Genomic DNA, 22,027 nt, shown 5'->3' with positions numbered 1-22,027 from the left:
GGTGCAGCCGACCAACGGTCGGCTCTACCGGCCTTTGGTCTCGAACCGCTCCTCGAAGAACTCGTCCAGGGCCTTCCAGGCGCGCTTGGCCGCGCGCTCGTTGTACAGGCATCCCGGCGGGCTGTTGGCATCGGCTTCGGCGAAGCAGTGGACCGCGCCGCTGTAGTTGGTGAACTCCCAGTCGACCTTGGCCGCGTTCATTTCCTGCTCGAAACTGGCGATGTCGTCCTTGCTGACACTCTTGTCGTCAGCACCATTGAGCACCAGCACGGACGGATGCGTTCCCCCGGCCTTGGCCGGCAGCGGCGAACCCAGGCCACCATGCAGGCTGACCACACCGGCCAGCGGTGCGCCTGCACGCGCCAGCTCCAGCACGGTGGTGCCGCCGAAGCAGAATCCGACCGCGCCGATCCGGCTCGCGTCCAGCGGCGCCTTGCCGGCCTGGGCCTTGAGCACCTCGATCGCCTTGAGCGCACGGGCGCGCAGCACGGGACGATCGTTGCGCAGCTTGGTCGCCACCGGCCCGGCCTCGGCATCGGTCTTCGGCCGCACGCCCTTGCCGTACACGTCGGCGACCAGCACCACGTAGTCATCGCCGGCCAGCTGTTTGCCCTTGGCGATGGCCGAGTCGTTGACGCCCTTCCAGTTGGGCACCATCACCAGGCCCGGGCGTTTGTCGTTGTCACTGTCGTCGTAGACCAGCACCCCGCTGAAGGTGGTGCCGTCCTGGGTCCACTCCACCGGTTTGGCCTGCATCGCCGCCAGCGCGGGCAGCGCCGTCATGCCCAACAGCACCGCCGCACCCCACCGCCATTGCTTGACCATGCGCCTGCTCCTCGGGATAAGAATCCGCAGTGTAGAACGAGCAGGCGAACACCCCGTGTAGAGCGAGGCGCTGCCCCGCAGGCACCGCTGCATGAATTAACTCCCTCCGTCCCTGTTATGAATTAACCACCTCCGTCCCTGTTATGGCAGGCTGGCCGGCCCGTGTGCATGGAACTCCGCATGAGCCTTGTCGACCGCTTCCTTTCCGGCCTGGTGCCGCGCCTGCCCGACGACGATGCGCGGATGTGGGCCTGGGTCGAGGGTGCCAGCACGGCCGATCTGCAGCGCCTGCGCGAGCGCTGGCCACAGGTGCCCGAGAGCCTGCTGGCCTTGTTGGCGCGGGTCGATGGGACGCATTTCCGTGCCTTCCCCGGTGGCGAAGTGACGGTGCTGATGCTGGGCTCGGATGTCGAAGCGGGGCACTACCCCTACTACCTGCGTTCGGTGGAGCAGGTGTTCGAAGACAGCGCGCAGTGGGATGACAGCATCCGCTCGATCTACGAGGAGTGGCTCGAGGAAGACCCCGAGATCCTCGGCGACGGCATCGATGCCGACCTGCCCATGAGCAGGCGCCTGTGCTTCTCGCACTGCATGAACAATGGTGGCACCTCGATGCTGTACCTGGACTTCGACCCTGCCCCCGGCGGTACCGTCGGCCAGGTGGTGCGTTACCTGCACGACCCGGACAGCTACCGGGTGATCGCGCCGGGCTTCGATGCGTACCTGCAGCAGCTCATCGACGGGGATTACGCGTTCATCGATGAAGAAGACGCCTGAGCGCAGGATCCCAGGCAGCCGACCAATGGTCGGCTCTAGCGTGGCACGTCATGCGATGCCGATGCCCGGGATCGCAGTGATCGCATCGGGATCGAACCCCGCCAGTTCGGCGAAGTGACGGCCGCGTGCGACGTAGTCGCGGTACACGCCATAGCTCGGCGCACCGGGCGACAACAGCACCACCCCGCCCTGCCTGCCCAGCGCCTTGCCTGCCAACTGCATGGCCTCGGGCAGATCGGCGGCGGCATGCAGGCCGAAGCGGCCGGCATCGGCCAGCGGCTGCAGCAGCGCGTGGATGCGCGGGCCGTTGGCGCCCATCGTGACGATCTCCACCGGCGGCACGTCATGCGCCATGTGCGCGACGAAGTCGTGCCAGTCCAGGCCACGGTCATGCCCGCCCACCAGCAGCGCGATGCGGCGGCCGGCGAAGCATTCCAGTGCCGCCAGGCTCGCGTGCGGCGTGGTGCTGATCGAATCGTTGACGTAGGTGATGCCCTCGCGCGTCCCGATGGTCTGCAGGCGATTGGGCAGCGGGCGGAAGTCCTGCACCTTCGGCGCGAGCGCCACTGCATCCAGGCCCAGCGCCTCGATCGCCGCCAGCACCGCGCACAGGTTGCCGCGGTTGTGTCGGCCTGGCAGCGGCGTATGCGAGGTGTCGAACACCGGCTGCTCACCGCGATGCACGACATCGCCGCGCATGTGCCAGCCCAGCGGCTGGTTGAACCACACGATCTCGCTGTGCGGAAGCAACAAACCCGCCAGATGCGGGTCGGCCGCGTTGAGCACGGCGATCCGCGGCGCGGCCTCGGTGACCAGCCGCAGTTTGTCCTCGATGTAACGCGCTTCGCTGCCGTGCCAGTCCAGGTGTTCGGGGAACAGGTTCAGCACGATCGCGACCTGCGGGTGCGCGCCGCTGCGCGCGACCTCGCCGGTCTGGTAGCTGGACAGCTCCACCGCCCAGTACTGCGGCGCAGGCTGCGGCGCCAGCACTTCCAGCAGCGGCAGGCCGATGTTGCCGATCAGGCCGGTGCGCGCGCCCGAGGCGCGCAGAAGATGCGCCAGCAGCGCCGTGGTGGTGCTCTTGCCCTTGGTGCCGGTCACGCACACGGTGTCGTGCACGATGCCGTCGGCGGCGGCCTGCTCGGCGAACCACAGCGAGGTACCGCCGATGAACTGCGTGCCCTGCGCGGCGGCATGCAGCGCCGCCTCGCCATACGGGCTGATGCCCGGCGATTTGATCACCACCTCGAACGCCGCGAGCGCCTCGCCGCTGACATCCGAACGGACCCCCAGCGCACCGTGGGTTTCTTCACGCGCCGCGGCGGCCTCCGCGTCCGGGCAGAACAGGGTCAGTGGCAGCGACGGCAGCCGCTGCTGCAGGACGCGGAACGCGGCGCGTCCCTCACGTCCCCATCCCCATAACGCAACGCGCTTGCCCTCAAGCTGCGAAATTCGCACGCAGGCGCTCCCAGATCGCCGGTGGAATGCGGTGCTCGCCTTCCAGGACCAGCAGCGGTTCGATCTGCAGTTCGGCAGTCTCCAGCTGCGGGCGGATCTCGTGGACGAAACGCTTCACCAGCGCGTCTTCATTCCACTCCGGGCGCGCGGCCAGGGTGGCCATCGCCGCGCGTGATTCGCGGCCTTCGCCGACGCACTCGAACGGCTTGTGGTCCTGGAATTCCAGCAGCGCATCGAAGCCCGGGGCCTGCTCGATATCGTCCAGCAGGTTGCGGCCGAAGATCCCGACCAGGCGCATCTTCGGCATGAACGGGGCCAGCGCCAGGAACACGAAGTGGCACTTCGGGCAGACGCCGCACCAGCGGTTCACCGGGCGCTCGCCCAGGATGTGGAAGTTGCGGTTGCAGCTGGAGAAATGCGCGTCGTAGAAATCGCTCTTGGCGAACTGACGCGCCACCGCCAGCTCCGACAGCGGGCGCAGCAGCGAGTAATAGTGCAGGTCCGCCGCGACGTGCCGTTCCAGGTGCTCGCCGAAGGCCTGCTCGAACGCCCAGCCTTTCGACCACTGGTGGTTGACCTCGCCGGTGCCCGGAATCTGGCTGCCATAGCTGGCCGAGCGTTCGTTGGAAAACACTACCTGGTCCACGCCCTGCAGCAGGGCCGCCAGCACCATGATCGCCGAGTTCACCGCGGTGACCGGGATATGGCCGTTCCAGGCGCCCTGGCGGTTGAGCTCGAACAGCTCCGGGGCCAGCGTGCGGCCGATGTTGAGGATCGGCAGGCCGGTGCGCTCGGCGCAGGCGCGGATCAGCTGCGAGCCACCGATCCAGGTGACCGTCTCTTCGATGCCCAGGCTGCGCAGCGCTTCGATGCTGACCAGCGAATCCTTGCCGCCGCCAATGGCGACCAGCGCGTGTTCGCGCAGGCCCAGCGCCGGCGCGGCGAAGGCCTCGCCCTCCACCGGCAGGCGGAAGCGGCCACGCAGGTTCAGGCCATTACGGTAGGCGAACTCGCCCAGGCCGTTGAGGTACACCGTCTCGACCAGCGCGGCGGTGGCCGCATCAATCGTGTAGCTGTCGATGCGCACCTGCTCGGGCACGCCAGCCTTGTAGTAGCTCACGCCGGCGATCAGGTGCAGCAGGCGCAGCGCGCGCTGCACCGCTTCGGCACGGTCGCCCTCGAGCACGAACGGCGCCCCCGGGATGGTCACCGTCTCGATCAGTTCCGGGCCGTCATCGAAGGCGTAGACCAGCTGCGCCACGCCGGTGTCCGCGGCGAACGCGCAGCGGACGAAGCGGAAAACGGCAACCTGGTGTTTATCAAAAGCAGTCATGGTGTATCCGGTTTGAAAGGCGGCAGGCAGCGGTCAAGGGCCGTCATCGATGACGTCCTCGCGCGGCAGCTCGCGCTGGTTGTAGGTGTTGGCCATGACGTAGCCATACGCGCCGGCGTCGGCGATCAGCATCACATCGTCCGGCGCGGTCGAAGCCGGCAGGCGGCGGCGCTTGCCGAACACATCGCTGGACTCGCAGATCGGGCCGACCACGTCGAACATCGCCTCGGAGTAGCCGCTCAGGCGGCTGAGGTTCTCGATGTCATGCCAGGCGTCATACAGGGCCGGGCGCATCAGCGTGTTCATGCCCGCATCCAGACCGACGCGACGGATGCCGTCCTTCTCCACCACCTGGGTGGCCCGTGCCAGCAGCACGCCGGACTCGGCCACGAGATAGCGGCCCGGTTCGATCGCCAGCCGGAACGCCGGGTGCACCGCCTTGACTTCGGCCAGGCCGGCGGCCCAGGCCTCCAGATCGAACGGCTCGTCGTCGGCGCTGTACGGAATCGGCAGGCCACCACCGATATCGATGGTCTCGATGCTGCCGATGCGGCGGGCGAACCCGGCCAGTTCATCGCACATCAGGCGCCAGTGCTGCGCGGTTTCCACGCCGCTGCCCAGGTGCGCATGCAGACCGACCACACGGGTACCCAGCTCGCCGGCGATGCGCACGAACTCATCCACGCGCGCGATCGGCAGGCCGAACTTGGAGTCCTTGCCACCGGTGCGGACCTTGGCATGGTGGCCTTCGCCACGGCCCAGGTCCACGCGCAGCCACAGCTCGCGGTTGCTGAACAGTTCCGGCCAGCGCTGCAGGGCTTCCACGCTGTCCAGGGTGACGGTGACACCCAGCGCGAACGCGGCGTCGTACTCGGCATGCGGCGCGAAGCTGGGGGTGAACAGCACGCGCTTGGGCGACAGCGTCGGCAGGGTATTGAACACATGCTTGAGCTCGCCGTGCGAGACGCACTCCAGGCCGAAGCCTTCCTGCTCCAGCACTTCCAGGATGGCCGGGTGCGAGTTGGCCTTGATCGCGTAGTAGCGCTGGTCGATCGCCTTGATCGCGTTCAGTGCGCGCGCACGCGCCCGCACCGTCGGCAGGTTGTAGACGTAACGCGGCGTACCGGCCTGGGCGAGCGTCAGCAGATGCTCGCGCTGGCCCCGCCACCAGGCGGTTTCGCGCGGGCGGATGGTGCCAGCGATCTCACGCCAGCGCGGGCCGAACACTTCGCCCTCTTCCACCGGCATCGCGCCGCTGTCGATCAGTTCGGCGTGCAGGATCGGCAGCAGCCCGTCCGCGTCCGCCTCGTCGATAACGAAGGTCAGGTTCAAGTCGTTGGACGACTGCGAAATCATGTGCACGCGTTCGCGGCCGAACGTGGCCCACACGTCGGACAGCTTGTGCAGCAGCGAGCGCATGCCGCGGCCGACCAGGGTGATCGCCGCGCACGGCACGATGATCTTGACCTTGCAGATCTGCGACAGGTCGGCCGACAGCGCGGCCAGCACATCGGTGCTGACCAGGTTCTCGGAGGGATCCAGCGAGACGGTCACGTTGGTTTCGGCCGAACCGATCAGGTCCACGGACAGGCCATGCTTCTTGAACAGCCCGAACACGTCGGCCAGGAAGCCGACCTGCTGCCACATGCCGATGCCTTCCATCGAGACCAGGACGATCCCGTTGCGGCGGCTGATCGCCTTCACGCCCGGCACCGAGGCGGCGTTGCCATCGATGCTGGTGCCCGGCAGCTCGGGGCGCTCGGTATCCAGGATCGCCATCGGCACGCCGGCATCGCGGCACGGCTTGATCGAGCGCGGGTGCAGCACCTTGGCGCCGGTGGTGGCGATTTCCTGCGCTTCGTAATAGTCCAGGCGGGTCAGCAGGCGTGCGTCCGGCACGTCCTTCGGGTTGGCACTGAACATGCCCGGCACGTCGGTCCAGATCTCCACCCGGCTGGCACCGAGCAGCGCACCGAAGTACGCCGCCGAGGTATCCGAACCGCCACGACCGAGGATGGCGGTGCCGCCATCGGCATGGCGGGAGATGAAGCCCTGGGTGATCAGCATGCGGGTCGGCTGGGCGCGGAAACGCGTGGCCCAATCCGACTCGGCACGCCACTGGCAGTTCACCGAGAGGCGCTGCGACCACTCGCTCTGGCTGGGCTGCGGCGGCAGCGCATCGAGCCACTCGCGCGCATCCATCCAGCCAAAATCCAGACCACTGGCGCGCAGGTAGGCGGCGCCCACCGTCGAGGACAGCAGTTCGCCCTGGCCCAGCACCTCGGCCTGCCACTCCAGCGGCCGCCCGGCGGCACGCGGGTCGTCCAGCAGCCCGGCCAGCGCGTCCAGACGGACGTCCAGCACGGTGGCGTCCAGCGCCAGTTCGGTCAGGAACTCACGGTGGCGCGCGACCAGCGCGGCGACACGGTCGCGGCTGTCGGCGGCGCCATCGGCGATCGCGGTGAGTTCATTGGTCACCCCGGACAGTGCCGACACCACCACCAGCACGCGCGAGCCCGTTTCTTCCGCCCGTTTTTTCGCCAGCTTGCCGATGGTGTCCCAGCGGTGACGACGCGACACGGAGGTGCCGCCGAACTTCAGTACGATCCAGCGATCGACAAGGGGGGAAGCTGACATGGAGGTGGAGGTTTGGGTAGTGGGGGGGAATCGCCCGGCACGCCGGGCCGAACCCCCGATTCTATGCCAAGCCTGCCCGTTGCAGGGCCCAGGCGACCGAGGCCGGTCGGATTTGGCCCGCGCCAGTGCGCGGGGCGACGATCAGGGCCCGGAACGCGGCGCCGATTGATAAGCTGCCCGCCCGTTTTTCGTTGAGCGCCCCGCCATGACCTCCCGTCGTTTCCTGCAGCTGGATGTGTTCTCGCCCTACCCCGGCGCCGGCAACCCGCTGGCCGTCGTGCTCGATGCACAGGGCCTGGACGAGGCGGCGATGCAGGCCATCGCCCGCTGGACCCGGCTGCCGGAAACCACCTTCGTGTTCCCGCCACAGGCACCGGGCACCAGTTACGGCATCCGCATGTTCAGCCCGCAGAAGGAGGTCCCGTTCGCCGGCCATCCCAGCGTGGGCACCGCCCACGCCGTGCTGGAACTGGGCGTGGCCGCCGCGGTCGAGGGCGTGCTGGTCCAGGATGGCATCGCCGGGGCGCTGCCCCTGCGCGTGGACGGCAGCGGCGATACCCGCACCATCGCGATCCGCACGCCGCGTGCAGCGGTGGCCGAAGTGACCACCGCCAACGATCCGCGCCTGCAGCCCGCACTGGCCGGTTGGCCGCTGGGCCCCCTGCCGCCGGCGCGCATGGCCGGTGGCCGCAGCTGGTGGGTGGTTGAACTGGCAGACGAAGCCGCCCTGCGCACGCTCACCCCGGACTGGGACGCCGTGGCCACCCTGGCCGAAGCGACCGACAGCATGGGCGTGTTTGCTTACGCGCGCAGCCAGGGCCAGGCCTGGGATCTGGCAGTGCGTGCTTTCGTCGGCAATGGTCGCCGCTTCGAAGATGCCGCCTCCGGTGCGGCCAATGCGGTGCTCGCCGCCTGGCTGGACAGCCGCGACGCACTGCCCGGCACCGCGCACGGCTATGTCGTCAGCCAGGGCCGCGAGGTCGGCCACGATGCGCGCCTCACCCTGCGCATCGATGACCACGGCGATGTCTGGTCCGGCGGCCAGGTGCAGACCGTCATCCGCGGCACGCTGGACTGGTGATCGTGCGGCGGCGCCTCAACGCGCCGCGTCGTACACCGGTGCGCCATCGACCCAGGTCGAGCGCACCTGCAGGCCGGCCAGCTCGGCCGGCGCAACGTTCAGCGGGTCGCGGTCGAGCACCACGAAGTCCGCGCGCAGTCCGGGCTGCAAACGCCCGACCTGGGCCTCGTCATGGCCCGCCCACGCCGCATCGGCGGTGAAACCGCGCAGCGCTTCGGCCGCGCTCAGCCGTTGATCCGGCTGCCAGCCGCCCGGCGGTTGCCCCGCACGATCCTGGCGGGTGACCGCGGCAGACAGGCCCAGCCGCGGATCGACCTGCTCGACCGGGAAATCCGAGCCGAGCGCGAGCCGGGCGCCGGAAGCCAGCATCCGCCGCCAGGCATAGGCCCCCAGGATCCGCTCGGGGCCGACCCGGTCCTGCGCCCAGCCCATGTCCGAGGTGGCGTGGGTGGGCTGCATCGAGGCAATCACGCCGAGCTGGGCGAAGCGCGGAATGTCCTCCAGCGCGACCACCTGCGCATGTTCGATCCGCCAGCGGTGATCGCTGCGGCTGCGCTCGCCAAGCACCCGCGCATAGGTGTCCAGCGCGATCCGGTTGCCGCGGTCGCCGATCGCGTGCGTGGCGACCTGCAGATGGCAGGTATCGGCCTTGCGCACCGCGGTCTCAAAGTCCTCAGGTGAGGTGACCAGCAACCCGCGGTTGTGCGGGTCATCGCTGTAGTCGGCCAGCAGCGCTGCACCGCGGCTGCCCAGCGCGCCATCCATGAACAGTTTGACGCCGCGCATTTCCAGGCGGCCACCGGCGTGCTGGTAGGCCCCGTTCGCGCACAGGTCGGCCAAGGCCTCGCCATTGCCATCGGCATAGGCATCGATGCGCAGCGGCAACCTGCCGGCATCGGCGAAGCGGCGCATCAGGGCCAGATCGGCGCGCGATACGCCCATGTCGTGCACGCCGGTCAGACCCTGGCTGACGGCCTTGTCGAGCGCGCGGGTCAGCATCTGCTCGCGTGCGGCCTCGCTCGGGGCCGGGATCGCCGCCTGCACCAGGGTCATCGCTTCATCGACGAACACCCCGCTCGGCTGGCCCTCGGCATCGCGCACGATGCGCCCGCCTGCAGGCTGCCAGTTGCCCTTCAGCGCGCGTTGCCCGGGGCGCTGGGCGACCGCGCGCAGTGCCGCGCTGTTGCCCCAGCCGGCGTGGCCGTCGATGCGGCCCAACCAGACCGGGCGGTCCGGGAATGCAGCGTCGAGATCGGCCACGGTCGGGAACTGCTGCCCCGGCCAGCGGTTCTGGTCCCAGCCACTGCCCAGCAGCCAGCCTTCCGGATTGTCCGCCGCAAAACGCTGCAGGCGCGCCACGATGTCCTGTGGGCTGGTCGCGCCGGTCAGGTCGGCCTGCATCAGCGTGCCGCCGAGGAACATCAGGTGGGCGTGCGCGTCGATCAGGCCCGGGATCACGGTCGCCTCGCCGAGGTCGGTCAACGCCGCCAGGGGGTACAGTTCGAGCATCGCCTGCCGGTCACCGACGGCGAGCACGCGCCCGGTGTCGGTGTCCCAGGCCAGGGCAGTAGCCACCGGCGCATCCGGCGTACCGGTATGGATGGTCGCGGCGGTCAGCAGCCGGACATCGGCCTGCGCGGTGCCGGCCAGCAGGCAGGCCATCAGAGCGGCGAGAGCGGTCGGACGCATGCAGATACCCCACAACAGGAAAGCGGCGACTATGCGGCCGCCGCTTTCCCATCACAATCTGCTGTGCACCAATCGCGATGCCGATCAGCTGGCCAGTTCGGCCTCGAGCGTGATCCGCACTGCACTGAGCGCCTTGGAGACCGGGCAGTTCTGCTTGGCGTCATCGGCGATGGCGCGGAACTGGGTGGCCTCGATGTTCGGCACCACGGCCTTCACCTTCAACGTGATCTGCGACAGCTGCGGACCACCTTCCATGGAGAGGTCGACCTTGGCTTCGGTATCCAGCGAGGTGGGCACGAAACCGGCCTCGGTGAGCTTGGCCGACAGTGCCATGGTGAAGCAGCCAGCGTGTGCGGCGGCGATCAGTTCTTCCGGGTTGGTGCCCTTCTCGTCGCCGAAGCGGCTGCTGAAGGCATAGCGGGTTTTGTCCATCAGGCCGCTCTGGGGCGTGCTCAATTGTCCCTTGCCTGTCTTGAGGTCACCTTCCCAATGCGCGGTGGCATGACGCGAAATACCCATGATTGATCTCCTGCGGGATGAATGGCCAGGCCAGCCTAGACCGCCGCGCGTTAGCACCGTGTCTGGCCGCCGCCGGCCCATGGTCCGGCATCGCCCCGAACTGAATCGGCGATCACGATGGATGCTGTTTTCAAGTGGTTTTCGTGCGACAGTCGGGGTGCGACGGTCCATGACCGATGGCAGCCGCCGCGAGGGCGGACCCTGTTTTTTGGCTATGACCTGATGCACTGCGGTAACGAAGGGCGTGGAAATCACGAATTTTTATGCGTTTGCCTATTGGCGGCGCCCCATAGTTGCCCTACATTTCGCTTGCCGACGGGGTTCGGCGCGACCAAACAACCAACCGTTCACGGAACAGGAAACCATGGCAAAGACCGCTAAGAAGGCTGCCCCGAAGAAGGCAGTAAAGAAAGTCGCTACGAAGGCAGCCGCGAAGCCGGCCGCTCCCAAGCCGATCAAGGAAGTGCTGAGCAAGTCTGGTCTGGTTGCACACATCGTTGAAGCGTCCGGCGTTGTCGCCAAGGACGTGCGCGCCGTGCTCGCCTCGCTGGAAGGCGCCGTCGCCGCTTCGGTGCACAAGAAGGGCGCTGGCAGCTTCACCCTGCCGGGTCTGCTGAAGATCTCCACCGTCAGCGTGCCGGCCAAGCCGAAGCGCAAGGGCATCAACCCGTTCACCAAGGAAGAGCAGTGGTTCGCCGCCAAGCCGGCCTCCACCAAGCTGAAGGTGCGTCCGCTCAAGAAGCTCAAGGACGCCGCGCTCTGATCTGCGCGCCTCCTGCAGCACCCGGACGGGACGGCTTACGCCGTCCCGTCTTCATTTCAGGCCCCCACCTCGCAACGAAACACAGCGTTGCCCATGGTGCGTGGAGCATGCGGAAAGCCTGAAAACGCCGGCCCTGCCGCGCTTGGCGGGATACCGTGCCGGAGCGGAACGCACAGGGTGGAACACTGCGTGCGACCGCGCCTGTCGTCGCCGCGCGGGGCGCAGCCTATGGTGGCCTTGTCCCCCACCGCGCAGGCAGCCATGGCCAGCTCTTCTTCCCAGCGTTACCTCATCACCGTCACCCCGATCGAAAAGGACGGCCTGCAGTGCAGCGGGCGCTGCACCATCGAGCTGGAACATCGTGCCCAGCAGGACTGGATGCGGCTGCTGGAAATCGCGCGCCGCAACACCGGGCTCAGCGGAGACGAACGGGCTGCGGCGATCGTCGCGACCCAGCTGCTGCGCGATCTCGCCCAGCGCCACGCCGATGAGCCCCATCACCCGCTGACCGTGCTGCAACCGCAGCTGGACGAGGTGCTGGCCGCGCTGGAATCGATCCAGGGCGCGCCCTGAGCCAAGGGCCGCGCGCGGCGCTACACTCGGCGCTCTCCGGGGGAGAGTCCTGCATGCGCCGCGCCGTCCTGTTACTGCCGTTGCTGATCCTGCACGGCTGCTCCTGCCAGCAGCATCCGCCCGTGGCCGATCCATCCGCGTCCGCCGAGGCCGCTGCTGCGGAGGCGGCCCCGGCATCGGACCACGACGACGCGTCGGCATCGCCGCCCACCGCTCCGGCAGCGGCCGCGCCGAGCGCGGTCGCCGCAGATGCGCTGGACGAGCCTTCGGTGGTACACCGTTATGTAAGCGCCCTGGCCCAGGGCGACCTCGCCGGCGCCGACGCGCTATGGACGGGCGGCAGTCCCGGCGGCCATCCAGACGATGCTGCCCTGCGTGCCCTCCCCGATTTCCGCGGCCTGCGCATCAAGACGGGCGCGCCGCTCGCGCGGGACACGGCCGAGCCTTCCAGGCTGCGCGAGGTGCCAGTCCAGATCCGGGTCAGCACCGCCACCGGCACGTTGCGTTTCGAAGGCTGGTATCGGCTGCAGCCACGCGTGGATGGCAGCGGATGGGAGATCCACGGCGCCTCGATCCAGCCGGTACTGAACTGATCCTGCCGGCGGCGTCAGGCACTGGGCGCCAGTCGTCGCACGTCAAAGCTGGATTCAGCCGCGCGCGCTATTGTTGGCGTCTCATTCCCCACGGCCTTCCGCCATGAACGTTCGCCCGCTGTTGTCCCGCCTTGCCGCCTGCACCGTCCTGCTTGCTGCCGCCATCGGCGCGCAGGCCGCGCCCAGCGTGTCCGGCCGTGCGTTGTCCGTGGGTGCCGCCGATGTGCAGCAGTACCTCGATGGCAGTTTCCCGCGCACGCAGAACGCGCTGGGGGGCCTGATCGCGATGACCATGAGCCATCCGCAGTTGACCCTGCCGCAGGGCAGCCGCCTGGACCTCGGCTTCGATGTGGCGATGGCCACCGCTGGCGGCAACCCGGCGCCGCTGGGCAAGGTCAAGCTGAGCAGCGGCCTGCGCTATGACGCGCAGACCCAGGGCTTCCATCTGCAGGAGCCGACCGTCGATGACTTCACGCCGGCCAACAACGGCGGCAAGCTCGATTCACGCACGCGCAGCCTGCTCAATACCTGGCTGGCCGATTACGCCCAGCGCGAGCCGATCTACAAGATCGACCCGAGCGTAGGCGCCCTGCTCGGCGCCCTGCAGGTGCAGTCGGCACAGGTGCAGAACGGCAAGCTGGTGGTCACGTTCAATCAGGATCTCGGCGCCCTGGTGCCTTCCGGCCTGCTGGGCCGGTAGGCACCCACCGTTGGGGGATGCACTGATCTGATCGTTACCGCCAGGATCACCCCACCAGCGCCTTGGCCACCGCATCGGCGAACGCCGGGATATCGCCCGGCTTGCGGCTGGTGATCAGGCCGCCGTCGACCACGACTTCCGCATCGGTCCACTCCGCACCGGCATTGCCCAGATCGGTTTTCAGCGACGGCCACGAGGTGACCTTGCGGCCCTTGGCCAGGCCGGACTCGACCAGCAACCACGGACCGTGGCAGATCGCGGCGACCGGTTTGCCCGCCGCGCCGAACGCCTTGATCAGGGCCACTGCATCGGTATCGATGCGCAGCTTGTCAGGATTGATCACCCCGCCGGGCAGCACCAGCGCGTCGTAGTCCTCGGCCCGGGCGCCCTTCAGCGGCGCATCGACCGTCACGTTCTCGCCCCAGTCCTTGTCTTTCCAGCCGCGGATCTGGCTGGCGTCACCGGGCGCGATCACCTTCACCGAGGCCCCCCACGACTCCAGCAGTCGCTTGGGGTCCTGCAGCTCGGACTGCTCGAAACCATCGGTGGCGAGGATCGCGATGTGCTTGCCGTTGAGTGCATGTGCCATTGAGCGGCTCCAGTAAGTAGGAGCGCTCAGTGTGGCCAGGGACGCATTGGGCCGCGGTGACCAGGATGTGCACGGGGCGTCGGTGCAGGCAGCGCGCCCAGGCCGCTGCCTTGATCACCTCAGCGCTTGGGCTGGAGCATGGTGCCGGTGCACTTCTTCGAGCCGCAACGGCATTCCCAGATCTTCTTCAGGCGTGCGGTATGGCGCTCGGCCAGGGTGATGCCGTAGTTGTAGGTCAACTCGTCGCCCGGCTGGATGTCCTTGATCGCCTCGATGAAGACCTTGTCCTCGCGGCGGTTGTCACCCTCGGCTTCTTCGATCACCGCCTCGCAGTTGGGCTCGCAGCTGTGGTTGAGCCAGCGCGCGTCGTTGCCCTTGTAGTTCGCATCGATGACGTAGTCGTCATTGAGGGTGAACAGGAAGGTATGGCCGCTTTCCACATCCCCGGTGTCGTCGGCATCCACGTCGGCGTGGCTGCGCAGCAGACCCTTGTACTGGATGACCCGCTCACCGTTCTTGATCGGCGCCAGCGCGAACACGCCATTGCCATGGATGGTGGACTTGCGGGCCTGGATCTTCTTGGGCATCTGGCTGACCGTTGCGGTAGGAAGCCCCGATTCTCGCCTAATCTTTGTGATTGCCAAAGCGATGCGGTTCAATACGCGCCCCAGGTCGCCCTGCGGGCGCCTGAACGGGCGGGTTGGATGCCGCCGGAGAAAAGCGTACAATTTCAGTCCGCTTTATGGTTCTGCACCCCCGCCATGCTCCGCGTCACCAAGCTTACCGATTACGCCACCGTCGTGTTGACCGTGCTCGCCGCCCGTCCGGGCGAGGTGCTCAGTGCGACCGAACTGGCCGAGTTCGCCCGTCTGGAACCGCCAACCGTCAGCAAACTGCTCAAGCCACTGGCCCAGGCCGGGCTGGTCGAAGGCCTGCGCGGCGTCCGCGGCGGCTACCGGCTGACCCGCGCGGCGGACCGGATCACCCTGTTCGAGATCGTGGAAGCCATGGAAGGGCCACTCGGCCTGACCGAGTGCGCGCACGACCACAGCCAGTGCGGCCGCGAGCTGCAGTGCGGCGCCCGCAGCAGCTGGCGGATGATCAACGACGTGGTGTCCGAAGCGCTGCGCGCGGTCACCCTGGCGCAGATCCTGCCCCCTCTTCCCCTTGTTGACGCCCACCGCCGCGCGATCGCGGCGGACGTCGTCTCCTGATCAGGCAGCCCCCATGGCCACCGAAACCCTCGACACCGTCGCCACCGGCGATACCCCCAACCGCGAGATCCACGAGCAGCTCGGCCGCAAGTACTCGGCCGGCTTCATCACGGACATCGAATCGGACTCGTTGCCGCCCGGCCTGGACGAGGACACCATCCGTGCCCTGTCGGCCAAGAAGGACGAGCCGGAGTGGATGACGCAGTGGCGCCTGGAGGCCTACCGCCACTTCCTGACCATGCCGATGCCGGACTGGGCCAAGCTGCAGATCGCACAGATCGACCTGCAGGCGCTGAGCTATTACTCCGCACCGAAGGGCCCGAAGTACGCCTCGCTGGACGACGTTCCCAAGGAACTGCTGGATACCTACGACAAGCTCGGCGTGCCGCTGCATGAGCGCGCCAAGCTGGCCGGCGTGGCCGTGGATGCGGTATTCGATTCGGTCTCGGTCGGCACCACGTTCCGCAAGGAACTGGCTGAGAAGGGCGTGATCTTCTGCTCGATGTCCGAAGCGATCAAGGAGCACCCGGCGCTGGTCAAGCAGTACCTGGGCACCGTGGTCCCGGTCGGCGACAACTACTTCGCCGCGCTCAACTCGGCGGTGTTCTCCGACGGCAGCTTCGTGTTCATCCCCAAGGGCGTGCGTTGCCCGATGGAGCTGAGCACCTATTTCCGCATCAACGCCGGCCACACCGGCCAGTTCGAGCGCACGCTGATCATCTGCGAAGACAAGGCGTACGTCTCCTACCTGGAAGGCTGCACCGCGCCGATGCGCGATGAGAACCAGCTGCATGCCGCAGTGGTTGAGTTGGTTGCGCTGGAAGATGCCGAGATCAAGTACTCCACGGTGCAGAACTGGTACCCGGGCGATGAGAACGGCGTGGGTGGCATCTACAACTTCGTCACCAAGCGTGCCGAATGCCGTGGCGCGCGCAGCAAGGTCACCTGGACCCAGGTCGAGACCGGCTCGGCGATCACCTGGAAGTACCCGTCCTGCGTGCTGCTCGGCGACGATTCGGTCGGCGAGTTCCACTCGGTCGCGCTGACCCACCATCGTCAGCAGGCCGACACCGGCACCAAGATGATCCACATCGGCAAGCGCACCAAGAGCAAGATCGTCAGCAAGGGCATCAGTGCCGGCCATGGCCAGAACACCTACCGTGGGCTGGTCAAGATGGACCGCGGCGCCGAGGGTGCGCGCAACTACACCCAGTGCGACTCGCTGCTGATCGGCAAGAAGTCCGGCGCGCACACCTTCCCCTACATCGAGGTGAAGAACCCCACCGCGACGGTCGAGCACGAAGCGACCACCTCCAAGATCTCCGACGACCAGCTGTTCTATTGCCGCGCCCGTGGCATCGACCAGGAAAACGCGGTGTCGATGATCGTCGACGGCTTCTGCAAACAGGTCTTCCGCGAGCTGCCGATGGAGTTCGCGGTGGAAGCCAAAAAACTGCTGGAAGTCAGCCTGGAAGGCTCGGTCGGATGAAGCGCCTGCTCCCCCTGGCCGTGCTGCTGTGCGCGGTGGCACCGGCGTTCGCGCAGGACGTGGTGTGCAACCCCGGCGGCAATCAGCTCGAACTCAATGCGTGCGCCGACCAGGACTTCAAGAAGGCCGATGCCGAATTGAATGCCGTCTACGGCCAGATCGTGACCAAACTGGCCGGCGAGCCCGTCGCGCTGGCGAAGATGAAAGCCGCGCAGCGGCTCTGGATCCAGCTGCGTGACGCCGACCTGGAAGCACGCTACCCGGTGGGCGAGGATGAGGATCCGCGTTTCCTGTACGGCTCGATGTACCCGATGCTGTATTCCGGCGCCAAGGCGGCATTGACCACCGCGCGCACCACCTACCTGCGCAACGAATTCCTCGAGCGCAGCGAATACGACCTCTGAGTCGCGCTGCCTCCAGTTCCCCTATCTGACAAGACGATTATCGACATGTTGAAGATCGACAACCTCCACGCACGCATCGGCGAAAAAGACATCCTGAAGGGCCTCTCGCTCGATGTGAAGCCCGGCCAGGTGCACGCCATCATGGGCCCCAACGGCGCCGGCAAGTCCACGCTGGGCAATGTCCTGGCCGGCCGCGACGGCTATGACGTGAGCGAAGGCAGCGTGCAGTTCGAAGGCCGTGATCTGCTCGAGCTGGCGCCGGAAGAGCGCGCCGCCGCCGGCCTGTTCCTGGCCTTCCAGTACCCGGTGGAGATCCCGGGCGTGAACAACACCTACTTCCTGCGCGCCGCGCTCAACGCCCAGCGCAAGGCGCGCGGCGAGGAAGAGCTGGATTCAATGCAGTTCCTCAAGCTGGTCCGCCAGAAGCTGGCCGTGCTGCACCTGAAGGACGAACTGCTGCACCGCGGCGTCAACGAAGGTTTCTCCGGCGGCGAGAAGAAGCGCAACGAAATCTTCCAGCTGGCCGTGCTCGAGCCGAAGCTGGCGATCCTGGATGAAACCGACTCCGGCCTGGACATCGATGCGCTCAAGAGCGTGGCCGACGGCGTCAACGCGCTGCGTTCGCCGGACCGCTCCTTCATCGTGATCACCCATTACCAGCGCCTGCTCGACTACATCAAGCCGGACGTGGTGCACGTGTTGGCCGATGGCAGGATCGTGCAGAGCGGCGGCCCGGAACTGGCCCTGGAACTGGAAGCCCACGGCTACCACTTCCTGAAGGACCGCGTGGTGCCGGAGGCAGCGGCCTGATGAGCGCCCTGCTCGATTCCCTCGCCAGCGGCTTCTGCGGCAGCGATGCACGTCGCGCCGAGCTGGATGCCGCGCTGCAGGCCGGCCTGCCCGGCCCGCGTACCGAAGCCTGGAAGTACACCTCCCTGCGCCAGCTGGAGCGTCGCAGCTTCCGGCCCGCCCCGCTCGCCCCGGCCCAGGTCGATGCCGCCCTGCTGGCCGATATTCCGTCGCCGCGGCTGGTGTTCGTCAATGGCCGCCCGTCCGGCGCGCTGAGCGATGTCGCGGCGGTGCCGGCCGGCGTGCAGTTGGCCACCCTGTCCTCGGCGCTGGCCGCCGGCGATGAAGCCGCCCGTTTCCTCGGCCGCCGCTTCGAGCGCAGCGAGGAAGTGTTCGCGCGCCTCAATGCCGCACTTGCCGACGAAGGCGTGCTGCTGCGTGTGGACGAAGGCGTGCAGGTCGAGGCGCCACTGCAGCTGGTTTTCATCAGCGTGGCCGGCGAGACCGATCTGTCCTGGCACCACCGCCACCTGATCGAACTGCGCAGCGGAGCCGCGCTGGGCGTGGTCGAGCATCACCTGCATGTCGGTGATGCCGCGCACCTGGGCAACACCCTGGTGCACGTCCACCTTGCGCAGGACGCCGTGCTTTCGCACGCCCGCGTGCAGGCCGATGCCACCCGCGCCACCTCGCTGCTGCGCACCGATGCCGTGCTGGCCCGCAATGCCCAGTACCGCCGCGTCGATCTGGAGCTGGGCGCCGCGCTGAGCCGCCATGAGCTCAACGTCCGCCTGGAGGGCGACAACGCCCAGTTGACCGCCAACGGGGTGCTGCTCGGCAATGGCCGCCGCCATGTCGATACCCGCCTGGGCATCGAGCACATCGCGCGCGATACCGCCTCGGAAATGGTCTGGCGGGGCGTGGCGGCCAACCGCAGCCGCGTGGTCTTCCACGGTGGCATCCACATCCGTGAAGGCGCCGATGGCACCGACGCCAACCTGTCCAACAAGAACCTGCTGCTCTCCGCCGATGCCGAGATCGACACCCAGCCCACGCTGGTGATCGACGCCGACGAAGTAAAGGCGGCACATGGCGCCACGGTTGGCCAGCTCGATGCCAACGCGCTGTTCTACCTGCGTTCGCGCGGTCTGCCGGCCGATCGCGCGCAGCAGCTGCTGAGCGCGGCGTTCTGCCATGAACCGCTCAATGCCCTCGACGCACGCCTGACCGAGCAGCTGACCACCCAGCTCGACCGTGCCCTCGCCTTGGCGGGCGTGGCATGAACCTGTCCACGCCGCGCCCGGTCGCCGATACCGGTGCCGCGCCCGACTGGGACCGTGTGCGCCTGGACTTCCCACTGCTGATGCGCGAAGTGCACGGCAAACCGCTGGTGTATTTCGACAATGCCAACACCGGCCAGAAGCCGGTGCAGGTGATCGGCGCGGTGGACGAGTTCTACCGCCGCTACAACGCCAACGTCAGCCGCGCGGTGCATGCGCTCGGTACCGAAGCGACCGATGCTTACGAAGGCGCACGCAACAAGCTGGCGCGCTTCCTCAACGTGCGCGCCGGCGAGCTGGTGCTGTGCAGCGGCACGACCTTCGCGATCAATCTGGTCGCGTACTCCTGGGCGCTGCCGCGACTGAAAGCGGGCGACGTGATCCTGGTCTCGCGCATGGAACACCATGCCAACATCGTGCCGTGGCAGCTGGTCGCCCAGCGCACCGGGGCGACCATCCGCGTGGCCGAGATCACCCCGGCGGGTGCATTGGACCTGGACGCGCTGCGCGCGGCGATGACCCCCGAGGTCAAGCTGCTGGCGGTTGCCCACGTCTCCAACGTGCTGGGCACGGTCAATCCGGTCCGCGAGATCTGCCGCGAAGCCCGCAAGCGCGGCATCATCACCGTGGTCGACGGCTCCCAGGCCGTGCCGCACCGCAAGGTCGACATCCCCGCGATCGGCTGCGACTTCTATGCCATCACCGGCCACAAGATGTGCGGCCCGACCGGCACCGGTGCACTCTGGGCCAGGCGCGAGCACCTCGATGCCATGCCGCCGTTCCTCGGCGGTGGCGAGATGATCAAGGAAGTCAGCTTCGACGGCACCGTGTTCAACGACGCCCCGCACAAGTTCGAAGCCGGTACCCCGAACATCGCCGGCTTCATCGGCCTGGGCGTGGCGGTGGACTACCTGGAGTCGCTGGGACTGGAGCACGTGGAAGCCCGCGAAGGCGAGCTGCTGGCGCACTTCACCGAGGAGCTGAACAAGATCGAGGGTCTGCGCATCTTCGGCACCACGCCGGACAAGGCCGCGGTGGTCTCTTTCCTGGTGGACGGCGCGCATTCGCACGATCTGGCCACCCTGCTGGATCTGGAAGGCGTCGCGGTGCGCTCGGGCCAGCACTGCGCACACCCGCTGCTGCAGTACTACGGCGTCGCCGCGACCTGCCGCGCCTCGCTGGCGTTCTACAACACGCATGAAGAAATCGAGCGCTTCATCGTGGCGCTGAACAAGGTGCTCAAACTGCTGGGCTGAAACCTACGCCCCGATCCGGGCATTCCCAAGCAACCTCAATCGCCATAAAGACCGACTCAACTTCATGCACTCTACGCCACCCCTCAACCAGGATGTTCGACACTCCATATTCATCCTGGACGACCACGAGATCGTTCTACATGGCCTCACACAGCGACTTTCCGTTGAGAACGACATGGAGGTGGTCGGTCATGGTGCGACCAGTCGCGAACTGTTGGATGCACTCGCCCAGCGTACAATCGACATCGCGATCATCGATTTCGTCCTCAGCGCTCATGATGTCGACGGGATCAAGCTGATCAGGGCTGTAAAAACGCGATATCCACGATGCAAACTGCTGGTACTTACTGCCCAGTACACCCCGGCGACAGCTGCTTTGGTGCTGCAGGCTGGTGCGCATGGTTTCATCGGAAAATCCCAGGCACTGAACGGGGTGGTTGCCGCAGTACGTGCAATGGCACGCGGTCAGATCCATCTGACGCAGGACATGGCGACGGATCTGGCAGATTTCTCGGAGTCCGGACTCCGCACCACCTGTACGCAGCTGCAGACGGGCACCTCGCCTCTGCTCGCCAGCACATTGCTTTCCACACGTGAACGCGAAGTGCTGCGGTGCTGCCTGGACGGCATGTCCGTGTCCCAGATCGCCAGCAAATTCTCGCGTAGCAGCAACACGATCAGCACACAGAAGCAATCGGCATATCGAAAGATCGGCATCCGCAACGATAACGAGTTGTTCAAGATTCGCGACCAACTGGACCGTCAATGAACTCCACGCAGGGCCCATCTGTAATGACCCACCGTTTTCTGCTCAGGTCATGCGGTTAATGTAGCGGCATAGGCCGCGTCCGGGGTCATCATCTTCAGCGCCTGATGAGGGCGCTGTTGGTTGTAGAAGGTGATCCAATCAGCAATCACCCGTGTGGCGTGTACTTGGCTCTCAACGCGATGCCGATGCACACATTGCTCCTTCAACGTTCGGATCACCCGTTCCACCATCGCGTTCTGCTGTGGGCAGTGCGGGATGATGAACTCCTGCTGCAAGCCATAGCTGCGCACCAGGCGGGTGTAGTCGCGGCTGGTGAATACCAGCCCGTTGTCCGAGCGCAGCAGGAAAGGGGCTGGCACCCTCCCCAACGTGCCGTAGCGGGTAATCAGCGCCTGCTCCAGCGCGGCCGAGGCGGTGCTGGCCTTGCCGGTCCGTGACAGCTGCAGCCAAGCAGTTGTCCGGTGCCACAGTCGATCACCAGTGCCAGGCTCAGCCAGCCGTCCTTGCCGCCCCAGACCCGGCACAGGTCGGTGGCCCAGCGCTGGTCTGGCCCCTGCGCGCGCGACACCTTGGCTTCAATCCGCGGCCGCTGGCCAGGCGGGCGCTTGCGCACCTGCCTGCCTTTGAGTTGGAAGATCCGCTGGACCGTGTTCTTGTTCATACTCAGCAGCGCTGCCACCGTGCGATAGCCGAACGAGGGCTCGGCCTAGATCATCTCCTTGATCGGCTCGGCCAGCTCCAGCTTCACCTTGGGCGGTAACCGGGTCGGTTTGTAGTACGTCGTGCGACGTGCCACATCGAACCACTGGCACAGCTTGGTCATCGGCACCGCGAAACCGCCGTCCTTCAGGCCCTGCGGGACCGAGCGCATCAGCTCTCGCCCTTTCCCAGCAGGGACGCCAGCTTTTTTCGGGCGCGGATCTCCAGCATCGCCTCACCATAGGCTTCCTGCAGATTCTTGAGCTGGCGCTCGTACTGCTCGCGCACGTCCTCCGGCTTGGCACGCAGGGCGTTTTCCATGCCGCGTTTGCCGTCCTCGACCCAGCTCTCGATCTCGGCCGGCGTCAGGTCGAACTGGCCACTGGCTGCGGCCACCGTCGTCTTGCCCTGGATGATCTCAAGGACCAGCGCTGACTTGCGTCGGGCCGTCCAGCGCTTGATCTCTACTTCCATCATCTCGCTCATCGGTGTCTCCTTCGGGAAAAGTAACACCTGAGCAGGTCTTCAGTGGGTCATTACACATCTTCCGTACGAGCTGCGCGCACCCGTGCATTGCAAATGGACGCTGC

General features: G+C 67.0%; 25 protein-coding genes. 13 read left to right on the top strand and 12 right to left on the bottom strand.

Annotation, left to right across the window (positions count from 1 at the left end):
* Positions 1-24 precede the first annotated feature (24 nt).
* Complete coding sequence (locus AC07WC_RS03290) at positions 25-825, bottom strand: dienelactone hydrolase family protein (RefSeq protein ID WP_495208732.1); 801 nt, start codon at positions 823-825, stop codon at positions 25-27.
* A gap of 180 nt (positions 826-1,005) precedes the next feature.
* On the opposite strand from AC07WC_RS03290, the gene AC07WC_RS03285 reads away from it, so the two are divergent.
* Positions 1,006-1,602, top strand: a complete 597-nt coding sequence (locus AC07WC_RS03285; RefSeq protein ID WP_495208731.1) for an SMI1/KNR4 family protein — start codon at positions 1,006-1,008, stop codon at positions 1,600-1,602.
* Between the two features lie 48 nt (positions 1,603-1,650).
* Here AC07WC_RS03285 and murD read toward each other — a convergent pair whose 3' ends face one another.
* The 3 genes from murD to AC07WC_RS03270 are packed head-to-tail and all read right to left on the bottom strand — an operon-like array spanning position 1,651 to position 7,030.
* The gene (murD, locus tag AC07WC_RS03280; RefSeq protein WP_495208730.1) at positions 1,651-3,060 is read right to left on the bottom strand and encodes a UDP-N-acetylmuramoyl-L-alanine--D-glutamate ligase; all 1,410 of its coding nucleotides are present in this window, start codon (positions 3,058-3,060) and stop codon (positions 1,651-1,653) included.
* Entirely contained in the window at positions 3,041-4,393 is a 1,353-nt protein-coding gene (murL, locus tag AC07WC_RS03275; RefSeq protein ID WP_495208729.1) for a UDP-N-acetyl-alpha-D-muramoyl-L-alanyl-L-glutamate epimerase, read from the bottom strand. The genes murD and murL overlap by 20 nt, the downstream gene beginning before the upstream one ends.
* Before the next feature lie 33 nt (positions 4,394-4,426).
* The gene (locus AC07WC_RS03270) at positions 4,427-7,030 is read right to left on the bottom strand and encodes a bifunctional aspartate kinase/diaminopimelate decarboxylase (RefSeq protein WP_495208728.1); all 2,604 of its coding nucleotides are present in this window, start codon (positions 7,028-7,030) and stop codon (positions 4,427-4,429) included.
* A gap of 205 nt (positions 7,031-7,235) precedes the next feature.
* Here AC07WC_RS03270 and AC07WC_RS03265 point away from each other — a divergent pair, with 205 nt between their 5' ends.
* Entirely contained in the window at positions 7,236-8,111 is an 876-nt protein-coding gene (locus AC07WC_RS03265) for a PhzF family phenazine biosynthesis protein (protein ID WP_495208727.1), read from the top strand.
* A gap of 15 nt (positions 8,112-8,126) precedes the next feature.
* Here the strand turns inward: AC07WC_RS03265 and AC07WC_RS03260 are convergent, their stop codons facing one another.
* Both AC07WC_RS03260 and AC07WC_RS03255 read right to left on the bottom strand, forming a co-directional pair.
* Entirely contained in the window at positions 8,127-9,800 is a 1,674-nt protein-coding gene (locus tag AC07WC_RS03260; RefSeq protein WP_495208726.1) for an amidohydrolase, read from the bottom strand.
* Positions 9,801-9,884: 84 nt separating this feature from the next.
* On the bottom strand, positions 9,885-10,319 hold the full coding sequence (locus tag AC07WC_RS03255; RefSeq protein ID WP_495208725.1) for an OsmC family protein: 435 nt from the start codon (positions 10,317-10,319) through the stop codon (positions 9,885-9,887).
* 364 nt (positions 10,320-10,683) lie between these two features.
* Between AC07WC_RS03255 and AC07WC_RS03250 the strand changes: the two genes are divergently transcribed.
* From AC07WC_RS03250 to AC07WC_RS03235, 4 genes are all read left to right on the top strand, one after another.
* Positions 10,684-11,082 (top strand): HU family DNA-binding protein, encoded by a 399-nt coding sequence (locus tag AC07WC_RS03250; RefSeq protein ID WP_019185677.1) that lies wholly within the window; start codon positions 10,684-10,686, stop codon positions 11,080-11,082.
* Positions 11,083-11,343: 261 nt separating this feature from the next.
* A complete protein-coding gene (locus AC07WC_RS03245; RefSeq protein WP_495208724.1) occupies positions 11,344-11,655 on the top strand; it encodes a DUF3861 family protein in 312 nt (103 codons plus the stop codon).
* A 53-nt stretch (positions 11,656-11,708) separates the two neighbouring features.
* Positions 11,709-12,248 (top strand): hypothetical protein, encoded by a 540-nt coding sequence (locus AC07WC_RS03240; protein WP_495208723.1) that lies wholly within the window; start codon positions 11,709-11,711, stop codon positions 12,246-12,248.
* Positions 12,249-12,351: 103 nt separating this feature from the next.
* Positions 12,352-12,948, top strand: a complete 597-nt coding sequence (locus AC07WC_RS03235) for a YceB family lipoprotein (protein ID WP_495208722.1) — start codon at positions 12,352-12,354, stop codon at positions 12,946-12,948.
* Between the two features lie 46 nt (positions 12,949-12,994).
* Here AC07WC_RS03235 and AC07WC_RS03230 read toward each other — a convergent pair whose 3' ends face one another.
* A complete protein-coding gene (locus tag AC07WC_RS03230; RefSeq protein ID WP_495208721.1) occupies positions 12,995-13,537 on the bottom strand; it encodes a type 1 glutamine amidotransferase domain-containing protein in 543 nt (180 codons plus the stop codon).
* A gap of 119 nt (positions 13,538-13,656) precedes the next feature.
* Complete coding sequence (locus AC07WC_RS03225; protein WP_495208720.1) at positions 13,657-14,124, bottom strand: SET domain-containing protein; 468 nt, start codon at positions 14,122-14,124, stop codon at positions 13,657-13,659.
* A 174-nt stretch (positions 14,125-14,298) separates the two neighbouring features.
* Between AC07WC_RS03225 and AC07WC_RS03220 the strand changes: the two genes are divergently transcribed.
* The 7 genes from AC07WC_RS03220 to AC07WC_RS03190 all read left to right on the top strand — a co-directional run bounded on the left by AC07WC_RS03220 (position 14,299) and on the right by AC07WC_RS03190 (position 20,738).
* Complete coding sequence (locus AC07WC_RS03220; protein ID WP_495208719.1) at positions 14,299-14,751, top strand: SUF system Fe-S cluster assembly regulator; 453 nt, start codon at positions 14,299-14,301, stop codon at positions 14,749-14,751.
* Between the two features lie 13 nt (positions 14,752-14,764).
* Positions 14,765-16,240: a Fe-S cluster assembly protein SufB gene (gene sufB, locus AC07WC_RS03215; protein WP_495208718.1), complete on the top strand. Its 1,476-nt coding sequence runs from the start codon at positions 14,765-14,767 to the stop codon at positions 16,238-16,240.
* Positions 16,237-16,644 carry a lysozyme inhibitor LprI family protein gene (locus AC07WC_RS03210; RefSeq protein WP_495208717.1) on the top strand — a complete coding sequence of 136 codons (408 nt, stop codon included), beginning with the start codon at positions 16,237-16,239 and terminating at the stop codon, positions 16,642-16,644. Before sufB ends, AC07WC_RS03210 begins: the two co-directional genes overlap by 4 nt.
* A 45-nt stretch (positions 16,645-16,689) precedes the next feature.
* Entirely contained in the window at positions 16,690-17,454 is a 765-nt protein-coding gene (sufC, locus tag AC07WC_RS03205) for a Fe-S cluster assembly ATPase SufC (RefSeq protein WP_495208716.1), read from the top strand.
* On the top strand, positions 17,454-18,716 hold the full coding sequence (gene sufD, locus AC07WC_RS03200) for a Fe-S cluster assembly protein SufD (protein ID WP_495208715.1): 1,263 nt from the start codon (positions 17,454-17,456) through the stop codon (positions 18,714-18,716). Before sufC ends, sufD begins: the two co-directional genes overlap by 1 nt.
* A complete protein-coding gene (locus AC07WC_RS03195) occupies positions 18,713-19,969 on the top strand; it encodes a cysteine desulfurase (RefSeq protein WP_495208714.1) in 1,257 nt (418 codons plus the stop codon). The genes sufD and AC07WC_RS03195 overlap by 4 nt, the downstream gene beginning before the upstream one ends.
* Before the next feature lie 64 nt (positions 19,970-20,033).
* On the top strand, positions 20,034-20,738 hold the full coding sequence (locus AC07WC_RS03190) for a response regulator (RefSeq protein WP_495208713.1): 705 nt from the start codon (positions 20,034-20,036) through the stop codon (positions 20,736-20,738).
* Between the two features lie 47 nt (positions 20,739-20,785).
* On the opposite strand, the gene AC07WC_RS03185 is transcribed toward AC07WC_RS03190, so the two are convergent.
* The 4 genes from AC07WC_RS03185 to AC07WC_RS03170 are packed head-to-tail and all read right to left on the bottom strand — an operon-like array spanning position 20,786 to position 21,923.
* Positions 20,786-21,097 carry a transposase gene (locus AC07WC_RS03185; RefSeq protein WP_495208712.1) on the bottom strand — a complete coding sequence of 104 codons (312 nt, stop codon included), beginning with the start codon at positions 21,095-21,097 and terminating at the stop codon, positions 20,786-20,788.
* Positions 21,098-21,123: 26 nt separating this feature from the next.
* Entirely contained in the window at positions 21,124-21,399 is a 276-nt protein-coding gene (locus tag AC07WC_RS03180) for a hypothetical protein (RefSeq protein WP_495208711.1), read from the bottom strand.
* A 45-nt stretch (positions 21,400-21,444) separates the two neighbouring features.
* Positions 21,445-21,609 carry a hypothetical protein gene (locus AC07WC_RS03175; protein WP_495208710.1) on the bottom strand — a complete coding sequence of 55 codons (165 nt, stop codon included), beginning with the start codon at positions 21,607-21,609 and terminating at the stop codon, positions 21,445-21,447.
* Positions 21,609-21,923, bottom strand: a complete 315-nt coding sequence (locus AC07WC_RS03170) for a DUF1153 domain-containing protein (RefSeq protein WP_495208709.1) — start codon at positions 21,921-21,923, stop codon at positions 21,609-21,611. The genes AC07WC_RS03175 and AC07WC_RS03170 overlap by 1 nt, the downstream gene beginning before the upstream one ends.
* Between the last annotated feature and the right edge of the window lie 104 nt (positions 21,924-22,027).

It is taken from the genome of Stenotrophomonas sp. GW821-FHT01H02A (genome assembly GCF_059422145.1).
This window is presented reverse-complemented; position numbering and strand designations above follow the sequence as displayed.